The organism is Alteromonas macleodii ATCC 27126 (assembly GCF_000172635.2).
In the GTDB taxonomy this organism is placed as follows: Bacteria; Pseudomonadota; Gammaproteobacteria; order Enterobacterales; family Alteromonadaceae; genus Alteromonas; species Alteromonas macleodii.
Genome location: NC_018632.1, coordinates 2,318,245 through 2,335,972 on the forward strand (window position 1 = coordinate 2,318,245; position 17,728 = coordinate 2,335,972).

Below are 17,728 nucleotides of genomic sequence, written 5' to 3' on the forward strand. Positions count from 1 at the left end.
GACCTATACAAAGGTAACGGATTTTACGTTCAACATTTTCTGAAAGGTAATTCATGGAGTATGCATTTCTTCTTTTCGCATTTGTTTGCGGCTTAACGGTTAAACTTATTGGCATTCCTCCTTTAGTTGGCTACTTGGTAGCTGGCTTTTTATTAAATTTTGCAGGCTACACGCTCACTGAAGATTTAACCCAAATAGCCAACTTGGGCATCACCATTATGCTCTTTACCATCGGTCTGAAACTTAACATCCGCGATTTGAGTCGTCGAGAAGTTTGGGCGGGAAGCGTTTCACATACCTTAGTATGGGTGGGCGTTATTACCTGTTGCGTCTATGCGATTGGTGCGGTTGCTGCAAATTTCGTTGATGGGCTTACATGGAAAAGCGCTGCGCTTATCGCTTTTGCCCTTAGTTTCAGTAGCACAGTCTGCGTGGTTAAAGTATTAGAAGAAAGTGGCGAAAGTAAAACCCGCCACGGCCGCCTTGCCATTGGCATTTTGGTCATGCAAGACGTTTTTGCTGTTATCTTCCTTGTTGCAGCAACTGGAAAGCTCCCCTCTGTGTGGGCGCTTGCGTTGTTGGCCTTATTCCCAGCAATGCCAATCATAAACAAAATGATTAATAAGTCGGGCCACGGTGAACTGCTTCCGCTTACTGGCTTTATCCTCGCCTTAGGTGGCTATCACTTGTTTGAGCTGGTTAACATTAAAGGCGATCTTGGGGCACTAATCTTTGGAATCATGTTAGCCCAACATGAAAAGGCTTCGGAGCTAGCGAAGTCGCTGCTCAGTTTTAAGGATCTCTTCTTAATCGGCTTCTTCCTTACCATCGGTCTTACCGCCCTTCCCGATCTCAGTATGATTGTCCTAGCTATCGTGTTCTGCTTATTTATACCGTTAAAAGCAGCACTCTTTTTCGGCTTATTTACGTCACTTCGCCTTCGCGGTCGCACGGCTTACTTGAGCAGCTTGGTGCTTTCAAATTACAGTGAATTTGGCCTTATTGTTGGCGCGCTAGCCGTTTCATTAGGTTTATTGGCAAACTCTTGGTTAGTGGTGATTGCTTTAGCCGTATCTATTTCATTCGTTATCACCAGCGTGCTCTATCGCAATTCTCATTCTCAATATCACAATCATAAACACACCATTAAACGTTTTGAGAAAAACGAGCGCTTAAAAGAAGACATTTATCCTACTCTCCACAACGCGGAGTTTTTAGTGTTGGGGATGGGACGAGTTGGTCGCGGTGCCTTCAATGCGTTATCTAAATTAAGTGATGTGAGCGTATGGGGAATGGACGCCGACCGAGTAAAAGTAAAAGAGTTATCAGACGAAGGCTTAAATGTAATATGCGGCGACGGTGAAGACGTCGATTTGTGGGATAATTTAGATATCAAACAGATTCAGCTTGTTTTGCTTGCTCTGCCTTCTATCCAGGACTCAATAAACATCACACGTCAGCTTAAAAACGCGGGCTATGTTGGAAAAGTTGCAGCCATTGCACGATATGAGGATGAAGTATCACATCTATTAGAAAACGGTGTAGATAAAGTCTTCAACTTCTTTACCGAAGCAGGGCTTGGTTTTGCTGAAGAAAGTCTTGCTTATGCGCATGCACAACAGTAATGCTGTTCTAAATGCGAACAATGGATGAATTGAGAAACGTTATCGTTTGTAAACAACTGTTTTACAAAGACTTTTTTGACATGCAGTCAAATTTAGACTAAACTTCACGCAAATACGTTAATAGGGTTTACACAATGCAAGGTGATAAACAAGTTGTTGCAAAATTGAACGAAGTACTGACAAGTGAACTTACTTCGATAAATCAATACTTTCTGCACGCTCGTATGTTCAAAAACTGGGGTTTTTCTGAACTTAACGAAAAGAATTATAAAAAGTCTATCAAGGACATGAAGCAAGCGGACGATCTTATCGAGCGCATTTTATTCCTTGAGGGCCTTCCTAATCTTCAAGCGTTAGGCAAACTTTATATCGGTGAAGATACCGTTGAAATGCTGTCATGTGATGCGCGTTTTCAAAAAGAACAGCTTCCACTACTTCGTGAAGCTATCGCGCTATGTGAAGAAAAGCAGGATTATGTTTCTCGTGATTTGCTTGAAGACCTTCTTGAATATGAAGAAGAGCACCTAGACTGGATTGAAACGCAAGAATACCAAATTGATGCTATGGGTATAGAGAACTACCTACAAGCGCAAGTAATGGGAGATGACTAATGAAAGGTAACCAAGCAATCATCAATGGCTTAAACGAACTACTCTCTTATGAGTTAGCCGCCATGGATCAGTATTTCATTCACTCTCAGATGTATCTTGATTGGGGTTTGAATAAGCTTTACGAACGCATCGATCATGAATTTGATGACGAGCGTGGACATGCAACTAAGCTAATAGAACGCATGCTGTTTTTAGAAGGTACGCCTGACATGACGAAGCGCACAGGCTTCAAAGTGGGTAAAGATGTACCTGAAATGCTTGAAAGCGATTTACGTGTTGAATATGAAGTTGATGCAAAGTTACGTGAAGTTATTGCGCTTTGTGAAACCGAGAAAGACTATGTTACTCGTGACATGCTAATTGTACTACTAGACGATACAGAGATGGATCACGCACACTGGCTAGAGCAGCAGCTTGGCCTTATTAAGCGACTAGGTATTCAAAACTACCTTCAGTCTCAAATGTAAGAAATAGCATTCACGCTACAATTTACAGGTAATTAATAAAAGGCCGCTCTTAAATAAAGAGCGGCCTTTTTTGCTTGTTTACTCCCCTTTCTTTAGGGAGAGTCTTATTGCTTTTAATACAGTTACTGCTGTGTAACAAAATACAAATAGCTGGGGCTTTCTTTATCTTTAATATTTAGACGTAGCTGCCATTTCATCACTGGCTCACTACAGCTACCTAACATAAACCAACCTGACCACTTTCCTTGACCATCGTTATCTAACAGCACGGGAATTTTGCCCATATACATGTTTACCCCTTCAATCCATGCGCTCTCTATTTCCTCTCCCTCAGGAACTAAGAGCTTAACCGTTACTGACTCTTCGGCTTCAGGCATGGCTGAAAAAGTGGCAATTGCTAACCTGTCATCAATTAAGAATTCGCAAGTTTCATTGACAAAGTTGCAGCTGTTTCCTATTCCATTAACTACGCTAGTGTCTTTTAACACCGATGACTGGAATTTATGTGCAAGGTATACACACACGGCTACAACAATAATAGCCACTAATGGAAGCTGGGAATGTAAAAATTTTGATCGTTTAATGTTATCGTTATTTAGCATTTCTTAAATTTTGTGTATTTCTTCATTGACGGAGATCAAGCTTAGGTAGTTTATGGTATCTTTTTGTAATTAAAAACCTTATCATCCGCGTACCAACTGGCTTGGAGACAATAATTATTACTCTTTCCGAGCTCGGTGTGAAGCGTTATTCCTTAGCTGATACACGTCTCGACCGTACTATTCCGGCAGTTGGAGACCATAGTTCATTTGAAGTGGAAGATTCATTAAAATGAGTGAAATAAGCCAAGCACAACCTGACTACAATTATAAAGTAGTTAGGCAATTTACCATCATGACCATAGTCTGGGGTATCATTGGTATGGGCCTAGGGGTATTTATTGCCGCGCAGTTATTTGCACCTATGCTTAACTTTGACACACCATGGCTAACATTCTCACGTTTGCGTCCGTTGCACACTAACGCCGTTATTTTTGCCTTCGGCGGCTGTGCGCTATTTGCAACGTCGTACTACATCGTTCAGCGTACCTGCCAGGTAAGACTGTTCAGTGACAAACTTGCCGCATTTACCTTTTGGGGTTGGCAAGCCGTTATCGTTTTAGCTGTTATCACCCTGCCTATGGGTTTAACCAGCTCAAAAGAATACGCTGAACTAGAATGGCCAATTGATATCCTTTTGGCACTGGTTTGGGTCGCTTATATCATTAACTTCTTCGGAACCCTAGTAATCCGTAAAGTTTCGCACATTTATGTTGCAAACTGGTTCTTAGGCGCGTTCATGTTAACTGTTGCAATTCTTCATATTGGTAACAGCATGGCTATTCCGGTATCTTTCACTAAATCGTATTCACTGTATGCAGGCGCAGTAGACGCTATGATGCAGTGGTGGTACGGCCATAACGCGGTAGGCTTTTTCCTGACTGCGGGCTTCCTTGGTATGATGTACTACTTCGTACCTAAGCAAGCTGGTCGCCCGGTTTATTCATACAGACTTTCAATTGTTCACTTCTGGGCACTTATCTCTCTGTATATCTGGGCTGGTCCTCACCACCTTCACTACACTGCCCTACCAGACTGGACTCAGTCACTAGGTATGGTGATGTCTATTATCCTATTCGTTCCATCTTGGGGTGGTATGATTAACGGTATTATGACGCTATCTGGCGCGTGGCATAAACTTCGCACCGACCCAGTATTGCGTTTCCTTATTGTTTCATTGTCTTTCTACGGTATGTCTACCTTCGAAGGCCCAATGATGGCAATCAAGACCGTTAATGCACTGTCTCACTACACTGACTGGACAATTGGTCACGTACACTCTGGTGCTCTAGGTTGGGTTGCAATGGTTTCAATTGGTTCAATTTACCACTTAATTCCAGTGCTATTCGGTCAGCGCGCTATGTATAGCACCAAGCTAGTTAACGTACACTTCTGGTTCGCAACTATCGGTGTTGTTCTATACATCGTAGCAATGTGGATGTCTGGTGTACTACAGGGTCTAATGTGGCGTGCAGTAAATGCTGACGGTACGTTAACCTATAGCTTTGTTGAGTCATTAGAAGCGTCTAAGCCTTTCTATGTGGTTCGTTTCATTGGTGGTTGTTTCGTGGTAGCAGGTATGCTTGTTATGGCATACAACACATGGAAAACCGTTCGTGCACCTAAAGGCAGTATCGCTGCAGACCCAGCGACTCAGCCGGCGTAGTAAAGGAGACGAATAATGAAAAACGCACATGAGTTAATTGAAAAGAACGTCGGTCTGTTAACGGTATTAATCCTTATCGCTATCAGCTTCGGTGCCATGGTTCAAATTACGCCGTTGATGTTTCAACAGCAAACCATGGAACCGGTAACAGGCTTACGTCCATATACCGCGCTTGAGCTTGAAGGCCGTGATATCTACATCCGTGAAGGTTGTGTAGGTTGTCACAGCCAGATGATCCGTCCATTCCGCGCTGAGACAGAGCGTTATGGTCACTACAGCGTTGCTGGCGAATCAGTATGGGAGCACCCTTTCCTTTGGGGTTCTAAGCGTACTGGTCCTGACCTAGCACGTGTTGGTGGTCGTTACAGCGACGAATGGCACCGAGTTCACCTGCTTAATCCTCGTAACGTGGTACCAGAGTCGAATATGCCAGGTTTCCCTTGGCTTGCGGAAAACACGCTTAATGGCGAGTTAACAGCTGAAAAAATGGAAGTATTCCGTGGATTTGGCGTTCCGTATACCGACGAAGATATCGCGGGTGCGAAAGCGGCAGTACAGGGCAAAACGGAAATGCAGGCCCTTATTGCTTATCTACAATCTCTTGGCACACATTTGAAATAATATGGACCAGGGAATTGTAGGCAGCATTTTTACTGTCATCGTCTTTGTAAGCTTCATCGGTGTTGTATGGTGGGCGTTCAGCAGCCGCAACAAGAAAAAATTCGATGAAGCTGCAAACCTAGTGTTTGCAGACGAAGAAAAAGAAAAATCAAAAGAAGATTAGCAGGAGTCTCGAACTCATGAGTATGTTTTGGACAATTTGGATTTCAGTGATAACCCTAGGGTTAATCATTGGTTGCTACTTCCTTCTTCGCTGGTGCCTTTCTAACAAGACTGGCGTAGCTGAAGGTGAGTCAATGGGCCACGAATTTGATGGTATTGAGGAGTTGAACAACCAACTTCCTCGCTGGTGGACAATTATGTTCTACATGACCATCGTTTGGGGCTTTTTATACCTAGCGCTTTATCCTGGCCTAGGTGCGTATGAAGGTATTTTGGGTTGGAAGAGCTCTAACCAAAATATTCAATCGCTAGAAGAGTCAGCTCAGGCGCGTATTGATGCTAAAGAGCAAGGCTACCTAGTAGAATATGATCGTGAACTAGATTTTGCTGCCGAGAAGTTCGATCCGATCTTCGAAGCGTATGCACAAGTTCCTGTTGAAGAACTGGCTAAAGACCCAGAAGCAAATAAAGTAGGTCAGCGTTTGTTCCTACAAAATTGCTCTCAGTGTCACGGTTCTGATGCACGTGGTCAAAATGGCGGCTTCCCTAACCTAACGGACAACGACTGGTTGTACGGTGGTTCAGGTGCGAAAATCGTTGAAACTCTTACGCTTGGTCGTAAAGCAGCTATGCCAGCATGGCTAGATGCTATGGGTGAAGACGGTATCGAAGAAGTGGTTAACTACGTACTTAGTTTAAGCGGTCGCGATGTGGACCCTCAGCTTGCAGAAGCAGGTAAAGCTCGTTTCGCAGCGTGTGCGGCTTGTCACGGTATGGACGGTAAAGGTAACCAAGCACTTGGTGCACCAAACCTTACTGACAATATCTGGCTATACGGCGGCAGCCACAGAGCGGTAACAGAAACGCTTACTTACGGTCGTAACGGTGTAATGCCTTCATTCAAGAAAACCTTGGGTGATGACAAAATTCACGTTGTTGCAGCGTATGTATACAGCCTTTCAAATGATTAATGATTTAAATCATTAAATATCTTAAAAAGCCTCGTTACTACGGGGCTTTTTTTATGAGAAAATACAGCGGTATAGAGAGTGCCATGCGAACATTCTTTGTACACTTTTAACATGTCTCGCCAACACTATATTTATCATTATTTGCCGGCTTTACGTGTAGTTGGGGAAGTAAAAATAAATATGTTGTTAGTGAAGTAAATACGAGAAAAGATTTCGATGAATAGACCCTGGTATAAAGAGTTCTGGCCCTGGTTTTTAATTGCCGTTCCTATCATTACCCTCATCATGGGTGGCGTGTTATTAAAACTTGCTATTTCTACCGAAGATAGCTTGGTGGTAGACGACTACTACAAAGAAGGAAAAGCAATTAATGCCCGTCTGGACAAAGAAGCCATAGCCCGCCGCATGAATATCACCACTGATTTAACCATTGAAGATGGAAGCATAGCGCTGCAATTTCATTCGGGGATTCCTCAAGAAGGTAACGCGGTTAAATTAAGCTTCTATCACGTAACGCTAGAAGAGCGCGATGTTAGCGTTTTATTGAGTCGCGACGCTAACGGTATTTATCGCGGCTTTATTGAAGAAAACCTTGACGGTAAATGGCGCATATCGCTGACGCCGATTGATGATAGCTGGAAAATTCAAAACACCGTCTATCTGCCCCACACTGGCAAAATGAAATTCAATCCATAATGACAAAGCACGACTGTTACCATTGCGGCTTGCCTATAGCGAGTCCAGACAATGGCAAATTTACTACTGTCATTTTAGGGCAACAACGAGACATGTGTTGTCCTGGCTGCTTAGCGGTAGCTGAAGCGATCGTTAACAACGGCCTTGAAGACTATTACCAGTTTAGAACCGAACCGGCGCAAAAATCTGACGACGGTATTTTAGAAACGTTAGATAAGCTCAAAGTCTATGACGACCCTTCCCTTCAAGAAGAGTTCGTGTTTGAAGAAGGTCAGGACAAGCAGATTCAATTAACCCTTGAAGGTATTACGTGCGCTGCATGTGGCTGGCTTATCGAAAAGCAGTTGTCGAAAGTAGAAGGAATAAAGCAAGTCGCGGTGAACGTTCAAGAGCGCCGCGCTTTAGTCACTTGGTCACCGTTTCAAATTAAGCTTAGCCAAATTCTATCTACGCTAAAACGCATTGGTTATGTTGGGTCACCATTTCACCCCGACGAACACGAAGCCAGTTATAAACGCGAACAGAAGACCTTTCTAAAAAAGCTTGGCCTAGCAGGCATTATGACCATGCAGGTTATGATGCTGATGACTGGGCTTTATTTGATTGGTTCGGCGCCATTGAGTTAGAGACCCGCCAATATTTTTATTGGGTTGCCCTTACGCTTACTACACCTGTGGTGCTGTATTCAGGCAGCACCTTTTATGTGGGCGCCGCTAAAGCGCTAAGCGCCAAAACGGTTAATATGGACGTACCCGTTACGCTCGCCATATTCGGTACTTACATTGCTGGAATTCGCTCTACAGTATTAGAGCAAGGTGAAGTGTATTTCGAATCCATCTGTATGTTTATTTTTCTGCTGTTACTTAGCCGATTCTTAGAACATCGCAGTCGTCATCGCGCCGCACAGATCTCTGCCAATATGATGCAGTATGTGCCCGTATCAGCGACCAAACTAAATCCGGATGGCAGCCTAACCGAGTGTCTGGCTAAGCAGCTAAAAATTGATGACGTAGTACTGGTGAAGCCTGGTGAAACAGTCCCCATTGATGGGGTGGTAACCGACGGCAACGCGGCGGTTGACGAATCTATGCTTACCGGTGAATTTAACCCCGTGCGTAAGTCGAACAGTAGCCCGGTATACGGCGGCACGGTTTGTCAAGATGGTACGCTAACCATTACGGTTACGCAGACCCTTAAAAATGCGCTGGTAAATCAAATTGTAAGGCTGCAAGCAAGTGCCATGGCGAGTAAACCTAAAGCAGCGCAGATAGCCGATAATTTTTCTCGCTATTTCGTTACCGCGGTATTGCTGATTTCGGCGTTAACCTATGGCTTTTGGACGTATCAGGGTAGCGACGAGGCATTTTGGATCACCATATCGGTGCTGGTTGCAACCTGCCCTTGCGCATTAGGATTGGCTACGCCATCAGCGTTAACCTGCGCTATGGCAAAATTAAACAGACAAGGTATTTTACTAAAACGCGCCGATGCGCTTGAACAAATTACTGACATTGACACCATCGCATTAGACAAAACCGGCACGCTCACAAAAGGCAAATTTACTATTTCAAATGCCTGGTACGCTGACGGTGTGGATAGTAATAGTGCGCTATCAATTGCCCGCGCTTTGGAGTCACGCTCTGAACATCCGATTGCCAAAGCCTTTAGCGACGGTATAGCCTTTAGCGACGGTGTAGCCCTAAGCGAGACTTCTGCCTCTAGCGGCAGTGCTGACGCTATCGATAACACGGTACACAAAGTGACTAATTTTACCGTTACGCCAGGAGGTGGTATCAGCGGTGAGATCAATGACACGTTGTTTTCTATGGGTTCTGCAGCATTCAGCGTTCACGAATCACAGCTAAAACTCATTGAAGCGTTCCCTTCAGCTAACGTGTTTCTCACGGTTAAGGGGCGTATTATGGCGGCGTATGAAGTAAAGGATTCACTAAGAGAAGATACGCAAGAAACTCTCGATATATTAGCTGCAAGCCATACCCTCGCCGTTTTAAGTGGTGATACACAGCAAAACGTTAATGCGCTTACCGCACCATTGCCAATTTCGACCGCTAAAGGTGGCCTAACACCTGAGCAAAAGTACGAAGCCGTTCAAGCTATGCAGCAATCTGGCGCGAAAGTGATGATGATGGGGGATGGTATTAACGACGCTCCAGTTCTTGCCAGCGCTGATGTGGCGATTGCAGTGGGTAATGCCACAGACGTGGCTAAAACTGCCGCCGATGTGATACTGCTTGGCGATCAACTGCTTTCTGTACCAGAGCTTATTCGAACTGCGCATCAAGTGAAGCAAAAAATAAGGCAAAATATCGGCTGGTCGGTAGGTTACAACGTTTTGATCTTACCTTTCGCCGTATCAGGCCTACTTTCACCGTGGATGGCTGTTGTTGGTATGTCGTTAAGCAGTATCATTGTGGTCACAAACTCAACGCGACTTTTGAGCAAATAGCATGAGTATTATTTACGTATTAATTCCAATCGCCATCATCATTGTTGCCGTCGCTATCGTGATATTCTTTTGGGCGGTGAAAACCAATCAATTTGAAGATTTAGATCGCCAAGGTTATAGCATATTGTTTGACGATGATCTTCCGCCAGAAGAAAAAAAGCTAGCTGAGCAACGCAAGCAACTTCAAGACAGTAAAGTAGACAAAAGCCAAGCGCCACATGGAAGGGATTAACTACTTCTCTGCCTTTCTTATCGGCTTAGCCGGCGGAGTTCACTGTGTGGGAATGTGCGGTGGAATTGTCGCTGCGTTAAGGATGGTATCGCCTAAAGGCGCTTCAGCACTACCCTATACCCTCGCCTATAACATGGGACGTATAGTGAGCTATACCATCGCCGGAGCAATAACCGGGGCACTTGGAAAAATTGCAGCAGATTATATACCTCTTGCCAACTATGCCCTTTCCCTACTTAGCGGAATCATGTTGCTTCTACTGGCGTGTTATTTGGGTAAGTGGTGGACTGGCTTAACAGTGCTGGAAAATGCGGGTAAAGGCCTATTTTCCAAAGTCCAGCCGCTTTCAAAACGCTTTTTGCCATTTAAGACCCCTTTAAGTGCGTTGCCTTATGGTTTTATTTGGGGTTGGCTTCCTTGCGGTTTGGTGTATTCCACACTTACCTGGTCTCTCGCGGCGGGTAACGCGCTAGAAGGCGCTGCTATTATGTTCTTCTTCGGTTTGGGTACATTACCCACCTTGCTCGCTGCAAGCGCTGGTAGCCAATATATTGTTCAAAGTTTTCAACATAACCATTTTAGACAAATTATTGCAGTAATAATGGCAATATATGCAGCTTATCTTATTCATGGCGCAATCGTTTAAAAATGGGTGTATTATTGTCGGGTATTCTTTTAGAGAGCGTGCATTATGAGCAAAGGAAGCCAATTTTCTATTCACTGTCAAAACTGTAGTTTCAGTCACCTGTGTTTACCGGTGGCGTTAAACAAAACAGAAATCGAGTCTCTTGACGATATTATTGAACGCAAGAAGCCGCTTCATAAAGGTGACACGCTGATTCAAACTGGTGATAAATTCCGTTCTCTATTTGCAGTGAGAACCGGTTCATTCAAATCATTTGTGACTAATACCGAAGGTGAAGAACAGATTACCGGCTTCCACTTTCCTGGTGACATTATCGGTTTCGATGCATTAAGAGAGAACAAGCACCAAAGCTATACCTCTGCGTTAGAAACTGCCATGGTGTGTGAGCTTCCCTACGAGACCCTCGACGAAATGTCAGTGCAATTTCCAAAGCTACGTCACCAGATCATGAGCTTCATGAGCGCTGAAATAAAACAAGATCACGACATGATCATGCTTTTAAACAAGCGAACTGCAGAAGAGCGCTTACTGTATTTCATCTCACACCTGTCGCAACGCTTTGAAGAGCGTGGCTTTTCCCATAGAGAATTCCACTTAACCATGACGCGCAACGAAATTGGAAACTATTTAGGATTAACGATTGAAACGATTAGTCGTCTGTTAAGCCGTTTTCAAAAAGACAACATCATAAAAGTAGACGGCAAGCTTATTACTATTTTGGATTTCGATAGGCTAAACACCAAACTAGCGGCGCTTAACGGCCCTAGCGTTGTCTGCGGTTAGTCCTTTTTAAGTGTTAAATAAGGCGCGCACTAAGCGCGCTTTTTTGTAACCTGTGTTAGCCACTTATCTACCCTTTCAGCGCCACGCCGGTTGCTCCATATTCAATTAGGTAGGTTCACTCATGGTCGCCTCGTAAAATTCTTGATCTAAAACAACTTACGTTTTTCCCAATGTCGTTTATAGTTAGTATTAGAAAGCTTCGATTTCGACAGCCGCTACTAAGTTTCGTAGTTAGGGGGACGTTATGATTGAGTGTAAACGAATTCTGGCCGTGGTAGATGCCGAGCGCGATAACCAACCTGCACTAAGCCGAGCTTATGAACTCGCTTCAAAAACAGGCGCTTCAGTTACCGCAATGATGGTGGTATACGACTTATCTTATGATATGACGACCATGCTTAGCCCGGATGAGCGCGAGTCAATGCGCGATGCAGTTACAAAGGAGCATGCAAAATGGCTTGCCACCCACTTAAGAGAACAAGGATTCACTGAAACTGATATCGTTGTAGAATGGAATAATCGTGCGTATGAGTCGATTATTTACTACACCCTAAACAATCAGATAGATTTAGTGGTAAAGGCAACCAAAAAGCACGACGATCTTGCTTCTGTTATTTTCACCCCCACCGACTGGCATTTAATGCGTAAATGCCCTCGGCCAGTATTGCTCGTTAAAGAGCACGACTGGCCAGAAGGAGGAGAGATTATTGCTGCAGTAAACGTAGGCAGTGAAGACGATGAGCACGCCGCACTTAACGATAAGCTCACCCTCATTGCTAACGACTACGCCTCTTTATTGAAAGGGAGCGTAAATTTGGTCAACAGTTACCCTTCTACACCACTTAATATCGCCATAGAAGTGCCTGAGTTCGACCCCGATACCTATCACGACGCGGTAAAAAATCATCATTTAAAGGAAATGCGTAGTCACGCGTTAAAGTACGGTATTCCTGAGAACAAATGCGTAGTAAGAGAAGGCCTTCCGGAAAAGGTCATCCCGCAAGTGGCAAAAACACTGGATGCAGAGCTGGTAGTTATTGGTACCGTTGGCCGTGTGGGCATTTCAGCGGCCCTAATTGGTAACACTGCAGAACACGTGATCGACGAACTCAATTGCGATGTGCTTGCTATTAAGCCAGATGGATTTGTGTCGCCGTTGTCGGTGTAGTCTTTTTATCAGTACCGCATAGCCCGTGTTTGCCGTTACTTAGCGGCCAACACGGTATGTCACCAACAAATTTAACTTCACAAGCATGGTCTCGAAAAGCCGCTTTAATGTATAATGGTGGCTTTATAACAAACCAAGCTAGTTAATTATGAGTTTAGGCACAAACAGTGCTGACGCGTCGCCATTAAATGCTGCGCAAAGTAAGCAAAAGTACAACTTCAACAAACTTCAGAAACGACTTCGCCGCAATGTGGGTAAAGCCATTGGCGATTTCGGTATGATTGAAAACAACGACAAAGTAATGGTGTGTTTATCTGGCGGTAAAGACAGCTACACCATGCTAGATATTTTATTGTTTTTAAAGAAGATTGCGCCTATTCATTTTGATATCGTTGCGGTTAATCTTGACCAAAAGCAGCCTGGTTTCCCCGAACATATCTTGCCTGAATATCTAGAAAGCATTGGCGTTGACTACAAAATTGTAGAAGAAGACACCTACTCTATTGTTAAAGACAAAATTCCAGAGGGAAAGACAACATGCTCTCTCTGTTCTCGCTTGCGCCGTGGTATTTTGTACCGCACGGCAAAAGAGTTAGGTGCGACTAAAATTGCATTAGGTCATCACCGCGACGACATGCTAGAAACGTTTTTCCTCAATATGTTTCATGGTGGCAAGCTTAAGTCTATGCCGCCAAAGCTAGTCAGCGATAACGGTGAACACATCGTTATTCGTCCATTGGCGTACTGCACAGAAAAAGACATCGAGAAATATTCTCAAGCCGCTGAATTTCCGATTATTCCGTGTAACCTTTGTGGCTCACAAGAAAACCTACAGCGCCAAAACATAAAGGCTATGCTTCAAGACTGGAACCGTCGCTTCCCAGGTCGTATAGAGTCGATGTTCCGTGCGCTTCAAAACGTAGCCCCTTCACACTTAATCGACAGTAACCTTTATGATTTTAAAGCTATAGCTACTCAAGAAGGCCCGGTAGAAGACGGTGATATCGGGTTCGATGAACCTTCTTTCACTACAGAAAATAGTACGGACTTCAGTGATGAAGATAATACTATTGAAGTAATAAACATTATGGAACCTAAGTAAATGAAAATCGGACTTGCGCTAGGTGCCGGTGCCGCAAGGGGCTGGACTCACATTGGCATAATTGAAGCATTAGAAAAACTCGGTGTAAAAATTGACGTTGTAGCGGGATGCTCTATTGGTGCCTATGTTGGTGCTGCCTACGCAAGTGGCAAGCTGGAAGGGTTGAAAGAGTGGGCCTGTTCCCTTAGCGACTGGCAGGTACTTGCTCTTATGGGCGTAGGACTTAGACGCGGCGGCATTGCAAGCGGACAGAAGGTTTTCGACAAACTAGCAAGCGAGTTTTGTGAATCGACTTATGAAGACATGCTTAAGCCGTTTGCGGCTGTGGCTACCGACCTTTATACAGGCCGTGAAGTGGTGTTTAACTCTGGTCCTATCGGAGACACCATTCAAGCATCCTGCGCTATTCCCGCACTTTTTGCGCCCGTAGCACACGGTGATCGTTGGTTGGTAGATGGTGCCGTTGTAAACCCTGTACCGGTGAACTTATGTCGCCAATTAGGGGCCGATTTTGTGATCGCGGTTAACCTTAACGCCGATTTCCGACCACTTCGTCTTGAAAAGTTGAGACAAGATCATGAAGAAAACCAGCGCAAAACTGAGGACTTTTTTACAAAGAGTCAAAACGTACTACGCCAATGGTTCTCCCCTGACAACAAAGAAGAAAAAGCCCTAGAGAAAAAAGATGAAAAAGACAGCGTCACGGCTGGCAATGTAAAGACTGAAGAAGGCATTGCTTCTGATGTGATTGAAAAAGTGGAAGAAGAGTTGACCGAAGTCCCCGCTAAAGTGAACAAGCGAAACCCGCCGGGAATTATGAGCGTGATGAGCAGTTCACTTGAGATACTTCAAGCTCGCGTCACACGTTCACGCTTGGCTGGCGATCCGCCTGACATTCTTATTGAGCCTCAGCTTACCGACGTGGGTATTATGGAATTCCACAGAGCCGAAGAGCTATGCGCGAAAGGCGAAGAGACAATCGCGCGGTTAGCAGAGCAAATTAGGTATCAGCTTCTTACCTAATCCCAAATATGCATCTAGCTTGAAGCCATAGCGGTAACACGTAGCGGCGCATGAGGCAGTGTTAAGCCTTTTGCGTCGTTGATCCAATCTTGTTCTATATGCAACACGCCGTTATTGATTTGCACACCTTGTGGTGTAATGAAATCTAAATTCTTGTCATCAAACTGAATCATCAAGCCCTTTACCGAGGGCATCATGAAAGACAAGAAGCTTCCCATTTCATTAAAGAAAGCTTCGTACTGACCATACAAAAACGTAAGGTCGTCTTTTGTGTAATACTGCTTAAGATATTCCGGCTTGGTTTCAAGTTGTACCGACATATCACACACGTTCGCGCGTTCGTTTAAATCGATGCGAACCAGTGCGTTGGCAAGTTTCAGGGCCTTTTCAGTAGGCACCGTGAATCGCCCTTCACCACTCACTTCTAAGGGCATTGTTTTCTTATCGGTTACGATAGACGCTCCGTTAACTTCACATAAACGCCCTTCGCCAACACGAACAAACCCGAATGCAAACTGAAGTGCTTGGGTATCTTCATTATCCAGCTTTTTAACATGGCTATAGAAACGGCTGTACTCAACATCTATCGTTTCAGCAGCAACGGAAGAACTGCCTACACCAATAAACAGAGATGAAGCAAAAAATAAAGCAGCGCGTATCATTCGGATAAAAACTCCTCGTTAAATAGGATCATAGTTTGAAGCTCTTCAACATAAGCGGCTCCTCGCTCAGAATAGTTCATTAGCCCTTCAGCTAACGCAACACCAGTAATAGGAATTTGGTTTGCACGCAGTCGGCTGCGGATCTCTCTTAAATCCGCATACGCGTCGTGGCGGTTTAAGTTTCGCATATAGGTGTACGTTGCACGCGACAAACTGTCGAATTTGGCAACTTCATGAGATGCCCCATCGTTTCGACGGTTAGGAACAAAACCACACCCCTTAGAGAAACACCATAATCCAAAGAAGTTATAGCCCTTTCTTGCGAACCGGCTGGTGCCCCAAGCTGACTCATTCGCGGCTTGCACGAGCACAAGTTCGGCTGGTAGAACATCAATCTTTTGTAGTAAAGCTAGCAATTTTGACTTTAGCGGCTGCGTTGGCTTAACTCGATATTCCTCTTCTAACCATTCAAGCCTTGCCATATCTTCTTCAGAGAGCGTCTCGTTAGCTAACGCCTTTCTATATAAGGTTTGTACGTAATGTCTTAGCGTGAGTAGATACGCATTCTGCTTCTCTATTTCGGGGCGTAAATAGTTAAAAAACGCCTCCTTCTTCTCTTTTACATCTGTATAGGCAGAGAAGTTAGGCACCGGCTTTTTAGCTTCAACCGTTTGCGGTATATCTAAAATATCCGGTTCGTCCTCAGTAAAAATTATGGCGTTAATGACGATTACCGCCAATACGCCTAACGTAATAAGGACAATTTTAAAGGTTTCACGCTTATGCATCGAAGCTAGACTCATTCACATCGTTTTCAGATGCTTCCGTGCTTACTCCCTGCTCGCCAATCAGTTCCTGATAGAGCAAGCCCATCATACTAAAATAAAAAGGTAATACCCAAATAAGTGAAAAGCCCAGCGTTAATGGCACCGACACAAACAGTAAAAAGAACACACCAAATATGCTGGCAATTTGAGCCCAGTATGCATTAAATACGCGACACGACAGGATGATCGCGCTAATTGGCGTTAATTTTCTGTCAGCAACCAACATAAGTGAAAAGGACGAGGCTAAATAAAAATAAACGCCGGGTATAATAAGCAACATCATACCTAATTGAACAAGAATACTGTTTACTAGCTGAGTGAGTGCCAGCAAAAATATCAAGGGGAAAAACTGGAATACGGTAAATACTGAAGTTTTAGTGCCGCGGGCAACAAAAACGCCCATCATATACAACCCCGTCAACAGCGGGGCAACGATGCAGATTGCAACAATTTCTATGATAGACTGATGCTCGAATACATAGGTCCCATCGTCATTTATTGTGATGTACTGCTGAGCAAATACACCTAACACGACAAACGTCAAAAATAGAACAACACTTCCCTGCAGCAATGATGAAAAGTTTGCCTTTGTTAAACCGGCAGCGCGGCGCAATAGACCTTTGGTATCAAATTGATACTGTTTAGACAACGTATTGTTCAGGCGGTCTTGGTTTACGTCTTTCACACAACTCTCTTATCTTTTTGAAAAATCGGCGCGATTATACCAATTCACAAAAACAAATGCCTGTTTGTAAGGTAAACAAACGTTAACCTAGTACTAATTTCGCAGCTAAACCGACGAGTAGCACCCCCATCGCACGGTCTAACCAATACCCTTTTTTACCAATAAGCTCAGCTACTTTACTGGTGCTCAAAAGGTATGAAAGAAAACAGAACCACAGTCCAGTAGCTATAGCTAAATAGATACCGTAGCCAAGTTTCACTGTAAATGGAGTATCAATACTAATAATTGCAGTAAACAATGAGAGGAAAAATAGCGTTGCTTTTGGGTTTAGTCCATTTGTGAGAAAGCCCATCCAAACTGCGCGCTTTGCAGATATGTGGGATGTTTTCTTTTCAGCGTTAACTGCCTGGTCCTGCTTTACAGGCCCGCTTCTAAGCGCACCAAACGCAAGGTACAGTAAATAAGCTGCGGCGGCATAGCTAAATGTGGTGAATAACCATGGAGTAGTTGCAATAACCACACTAAGCCCGACTAACGAGTAAGCCACATGCAGTAATATAGCTAAGCCAATCCCTATACTGGTGTACATGGCGATACGTCTGCCATAGGCCACGCTGTTTCGAACAACCACCGCGAAATCTGGCCCTGGGCTAGCAACAGCCACAAGGTGTACCAACGCAATGGTAAGAAACTCATTCATATACTGCATGTTATG

19 protein-coding genes and 1 pseudogene are annotated in these 17,728 nt (G+C 44.2%); 15 read left to right on the forward strand and 5 right to left on the reverse strand.

The window, feature by feature from the left end:
* Positions 1-53: 53 nt before the first annotated feature.
* The 3 genes from MASE_RS09800 to bfr (MASE_RS09810) all read left to right on the forward strand — a co-directional run bounded on the left by MASE_RS09800 (position 54) and on the right by bfr (MASE_RS09810) (position 2,703).
* Positions 54-1,625: a cation:proton antiporter family protein gene (locus MASE_RS09800; protein ID WP_014949585.1), complete on the forward strand. Its 1,572-nt coding sequence runs from the start codon at positions 54-56 to the stop codon at positions 1,623-1,625.
* A gap of 134 nt (positions 1,626-1,759) precedes the next feature.
* Positions 1,760-2,236, forward strand: coding sequence for a bacterioferritin (bfr, locus tag MASE_RS09805; RefSeq protein WP_014949586.1), 477 nt, complete (start codon positions 1,760-1,762; stop codon positions 2,234-2,236).
* A complete protein-coding gene (bfr, locus tag MASE_RS09810; RefSeq protein WP_014949587.1) occupies positions 2,236-2,703 on the forward strand; it encodes a bacterioferritin in 468 nt (155 codons plus the stop codon). Before bfr (MASE_RS09805) ends, bfr (MASE_RS09810) begins: the two co-directional genes overlap by 1 nt.
* A 122-nt stretch (positions 2,704-2,825) precedes the next feature.
* On the opposite strand, the gene MASE_RS09815 is transcribed toward bfr (MASE_RS09810), so the two are convergent.
* Positions 2,826-3,305: a hypothetical protein gene (locus MASE_RS09815; protein WP_014949588.1), complete on the reverse strand. Its 480-nt coding sequence runs from the start codon at positions 3,303-3,305 to the stop codon at positions 2,826-2,828.
* 229 nt (positions 3,306-3,534) lie between these two features.
* Between MASE_RS09815 and ccoN the strand changes: the two genes are divergently transcribed.
* The 12 genes and pseudogenes from ccoN to MASE_RS09875 all read left to right on the forward strand — a co-directional run bounded on the left by ccoN (position 3,535) and on the right by MASE_RS09875 (position 14,839).
* Complete coding sequence (ccoN, locus tag MASE_RS09820; RefSeq protein ID WP_014949589.1) at positions 3,535-4,968, forward strand: cytochrome-c oxidase, cbb3-type subunit I; 1,434 nt, start codon at positions 3,535-3,537, stop codon at positions 4,966-4,968.
* 15 nt (positions 4,969-4,983) lie between these two features.
* Positions 4,984-5,589, forward strand: coding sequence for a cytochrome-c oxidase, cbb3-type subunit II (ccoO, locus tag MASE_RS09825; RefSeq protein WP_014949590.1), 606 nt, complete (start codon positions 4,984-4,986; stop codon positions 5,587-5,589).
* Position 5,590: 1 nt separating this feature from the next.
* Entirely contained in the window at positions 5,591-5,752 is a 162-nt protein-coding gene (locus MASE_RS09830) for a cbb3-type cytochrome oxidase subunit 3 (RefSeq protein WP_014949591.1), read from the forward strand.
* A 16-nt stretch (positions 5,753-5,768) separates the two neighbouring features.
* Positions 5,769-6,722, forward strand: coding sequence for a cytochrome-c oxidase, cbb3-type subunit III (gene ccoP / locus MASE_RS09835; RefSeq protein ID WP_014949592.1), 954 nt, complete (start codon positions 5,769-5,771; stop codon positions 6,720-6,722).
* Between the two features lie 216 nt (positions 6,723-6,938).
* Positions 6,939-7,418: a FixH family protein gene (locus MASE_RS09840; RefSeq protein WP_014949593.1), complete on the forward strand. Its 480-nt coding sequence runs from the start codon at positions 6,939-6,941 to the stop codon at positions 7,416-7,418.
* Positions 7,418-9,885, forward strand: a pseudogene (locus tag MASE_RS09845) (heavy metal translocating P-type ATPase). Before MASE_RS09840 ends, MASE_RS09845 begins: the two are co-directional and overlap by 1 nt.
* 1 nt (position 9,886) lies before the next feature.
* Positions 9,887-10,117 carry a cbb3-type cytochrome oxidase assembly protein CcoS gene (gene ccoS / locus MASE_RS09850; RefSeq protein WP_014949594.1) on the forward strand — a complete coding sequence of 77 codons (231 nt, stop codon included), beginning with the start codon at positions 9,887-9,889 and terminating at the stop codon, positions 10,115-10,117.
* On the forward strand, positions 10,104-10,763 hold the full coding sequence (locus tag MASE_RS09855; protein WP_014949595.1) for a sulfite exporter TauE/SafE family protein: 660 nt from the start codon (positions 10,104-10,106) through the stop codon (positions 10,761-10,763). Before ccoS ends, MASE_RS09855 begins: the two co-directional genes overlap by 14 nt.
* 45 nt (positions 10,764-10,808) lie before the next feature.
* Positions 10,809-11,546, forward strand: a complete 738-nt coding sequence (gene fnr / locus MASE_RS09860; protein ID WP_014949596.1) for a fumarate/nitrate reduction transcriptional regulator Fnr — start codon at positions 10,809-10,811, stop codon at positions 11,544-11,546.
* Between the two features lie 244 nt (positions 11,547-11,790).
* On the forward strand, positions 11,791-12,714 hold the full coding sequence (uspE, locus tag MASE_RS09865; protein ID WP_014949597.1) for a universal stress protein UspE: 924 nt from the start codon (positions 11,791-11,793) through the stop codon (positions 12,712-12,714).
* Between the two features lie 148 nt (positions 12,715-12,862).
* Positions 12,863-13,816 carry a tRNA 2-thiocytidine(32) synthetase TtcA gene (gene ttcA / locus MASE_RS09870; protein ID WP_014949598.1) on the forward strand — a complete coding sequence of 318 codons (954 nt, stop codon included), beginning with the start codon at positions 12,863-12,865 and terminating at the stop codon, positions 13,814-13,816.
* Positions 13,817-14,839, forward strand: a complete 1,023-nt coding sequence (locus MASE_RS09875) for a patatin-like phospholipase family protein (protein ID WP_014949599.1) — start codon at positions 13,817-13,819, stop codon at positions 14,837-14,839. It abuts the gene before it with no gap.
* A gap of 14 nt (positions 14,840-14,853) precedes the next feature.
* Here MASE_RS09875 and MASE_RS09880 read toward each other — a convergent pair whose 3' ends face one another.
* The 4 genes from MASE_RS09880 to MASE_RS09895 all read right to left on the reverse strand — a co-directional run bounded on the left by MASE_RS09880 (position 14,854) and on the right by MASE_RS09895 (position 17,722).
* A complete protein-coding gene (locus tag MASE_RS09880) occupies positions 14,854-15,501 on the reverse strand; it encodes a DUF2987 domain-containing protein (RefSeq protein ID WP_014949600.1) in 648 nt (215 codons plus the stop codon).
* On the reverse strand, positions 15,498-16,289 hold the full coding sequence (locus MASE_RS09885; RefSeq protein WP_014949601.1) for a glucosaminidase domain-containing protein: 792 nt from the start codon (positions 16,287-16,289) through the stop codon (positions 15,498-15,500). Before MASE_RS09885 ends, MASE_RS09880 begins: the two co-directional genes overlap by 4 nt.
* Positions 16,282-17,013 carry a YciC family protein gene (locus MASE_RS09890; RefSeq protein WP_014949602.1) on the reverse strand — a complete coding sequence of 244 codons (732 nt, stop codon included), beginning with the start codon at positions 17,011-17,013 and terminating at the stop codon, positions 16,282-16,284. Before MASE_RS09890 ends, MASE_RS09885 begins: the two co-directional genes overlap by 8 nt.
* 82 nt (positions 17,014-17,095) lie before the next feature.
* Complete coding sequence (locus MASE_RS09895) at positions 17,096-17,722, reverse strand: LysE family translocator (RefSeq protein ID WP_014949603.1); 627 nt, start codon at positions 17,720-17,722, stop codon at positions 17,096-17,098.
* Positions 17,723-17,728 lie beyond the last annotated feature (6 nt).

Excerpts from the sequence above, each read along its gene's own strand:
- bfr (WP_014949587.1), top strand. The coding sequence starts at position 2,236 with ATGAAAGGTAACCAAGCAATCATCAATGGCTTAAACGAACTACTCTCT.
- uspE (WP_014949597.1), top strand. The coding sequence starts at position 11,791 with ATGATTGAGTGTAAACGAATTCTGGCCGTGGTAGATGCCGAGCGCGAT.
- MASE_RS09840 (WP_014949593.1), top strand. The coding sequence starts at position 6,939 with ATGAATAGACCCTGGTATAAAGAGTTCTGGCCCTGGTTTTTAATTGCC.
- MASE_RS09885 (WP_014949601.1), bottom strand. The coding sequence starts at position 16,289 with ATGCATAAGCGTGAAACCTTTAAAATTGTCCTTATTACGTTAGGCGTA.
- MASE_RS09855 (WP_014949595.1), top strand. The coding sequence starts at position 10,104 with ATGGAAGGGATTAACTACTTCTCTGCCTTTCTTATCGGCTTAGCCGGC.
- ttcA (WP_014949598.1), top strand. The coding sequence starts at position 12,863 with ATGAGTTTAGGCACAAACAGTGCTGACGCGTCGCCATTAAATGCTGCG.
- bfr (WP_014949586.1), top strand. The coding sequence starts at position 1,760 with ATGCAAGGTGATAAACAAGTTGTTGCAAAATTGAACGAAGTACTGACA.
- MASE_RS09895 (WP_014949603.1), bottom strand. The coding sequence starts at position 17,722 with ATGCAGTATATGAATGAGTTTCTTACCATTGCGTTGGTACACCTTGTG.
- ccoS (WP_014949594.1), top strand. The coding sequence starts at position 9,887 with ATGAGTATTATTTACGTATTAATTCCAATCGCCATCATCATTGTTGCC.
- ccoP (WP_014949592.1), top strand. The coding sequence starts at position 5,769 with ATGAGTATGTTTTGGACAATTTGGATTTCAGTGATAACCCTAGGGTTA.
- MASE_RS09880 (WP_014949600.1), bottom strand. The coding sequence starts at position 15,501 with ATGATACGCGCTGCTTTATTTTTTGCTTCATCTCTGTTTATTGGTGTA.
- ccoO (WP_014949590.1), top strand. The coding sequence starts at position 4,984 with ATGAAAAACGCACATGAGTTAATTGAAAAGAACGTCGGTCTGTTAACG.
- MASE_RS09800 (WP_014949585.1), top strand. The coding sequence starts at position 54 with ATGGAGTATGCATTTCTTCTTTTCGCATTTGTTTGCGGCTTAACGGTT.
- MASE_RS09830 (WP_014949591.1), top strand. The coding sequence starts at position 5,591 with ATGGACCAGGGAATTGTAGGCAGCATTTTTACTGTCATCGTCTTTGTA.
- MASE_RS09815 (WP_014949588.1), bottom strand. The coding sequence starts at position 3,305 with ATGCTAAATAACGATAACATTAAACGATCAAAATTTTTACATTCCCAG.
- MASE_RS09875 (WP_014949599.1), top strand. The coding sequence starts at position 13,817 with ATGAAAATCGGACTTGCGCTAGGTGCCGGTGCCGCAAGGGGCTGGACT.
- fnr (WP_014949596.1), top strand. The coding sequence starts at position 10,809 with ATGAGCAAAGGAAGCCAATTTTCTATTCACTGTCAAAACTGTAGTTTC.
- ccoN (WP_014949589.1), top strand. The coding sequence starts at position 3,535 with ATGAGTGAAATAAGCCAAGCACAACCTGACTACAATTATAAAGTAGTT.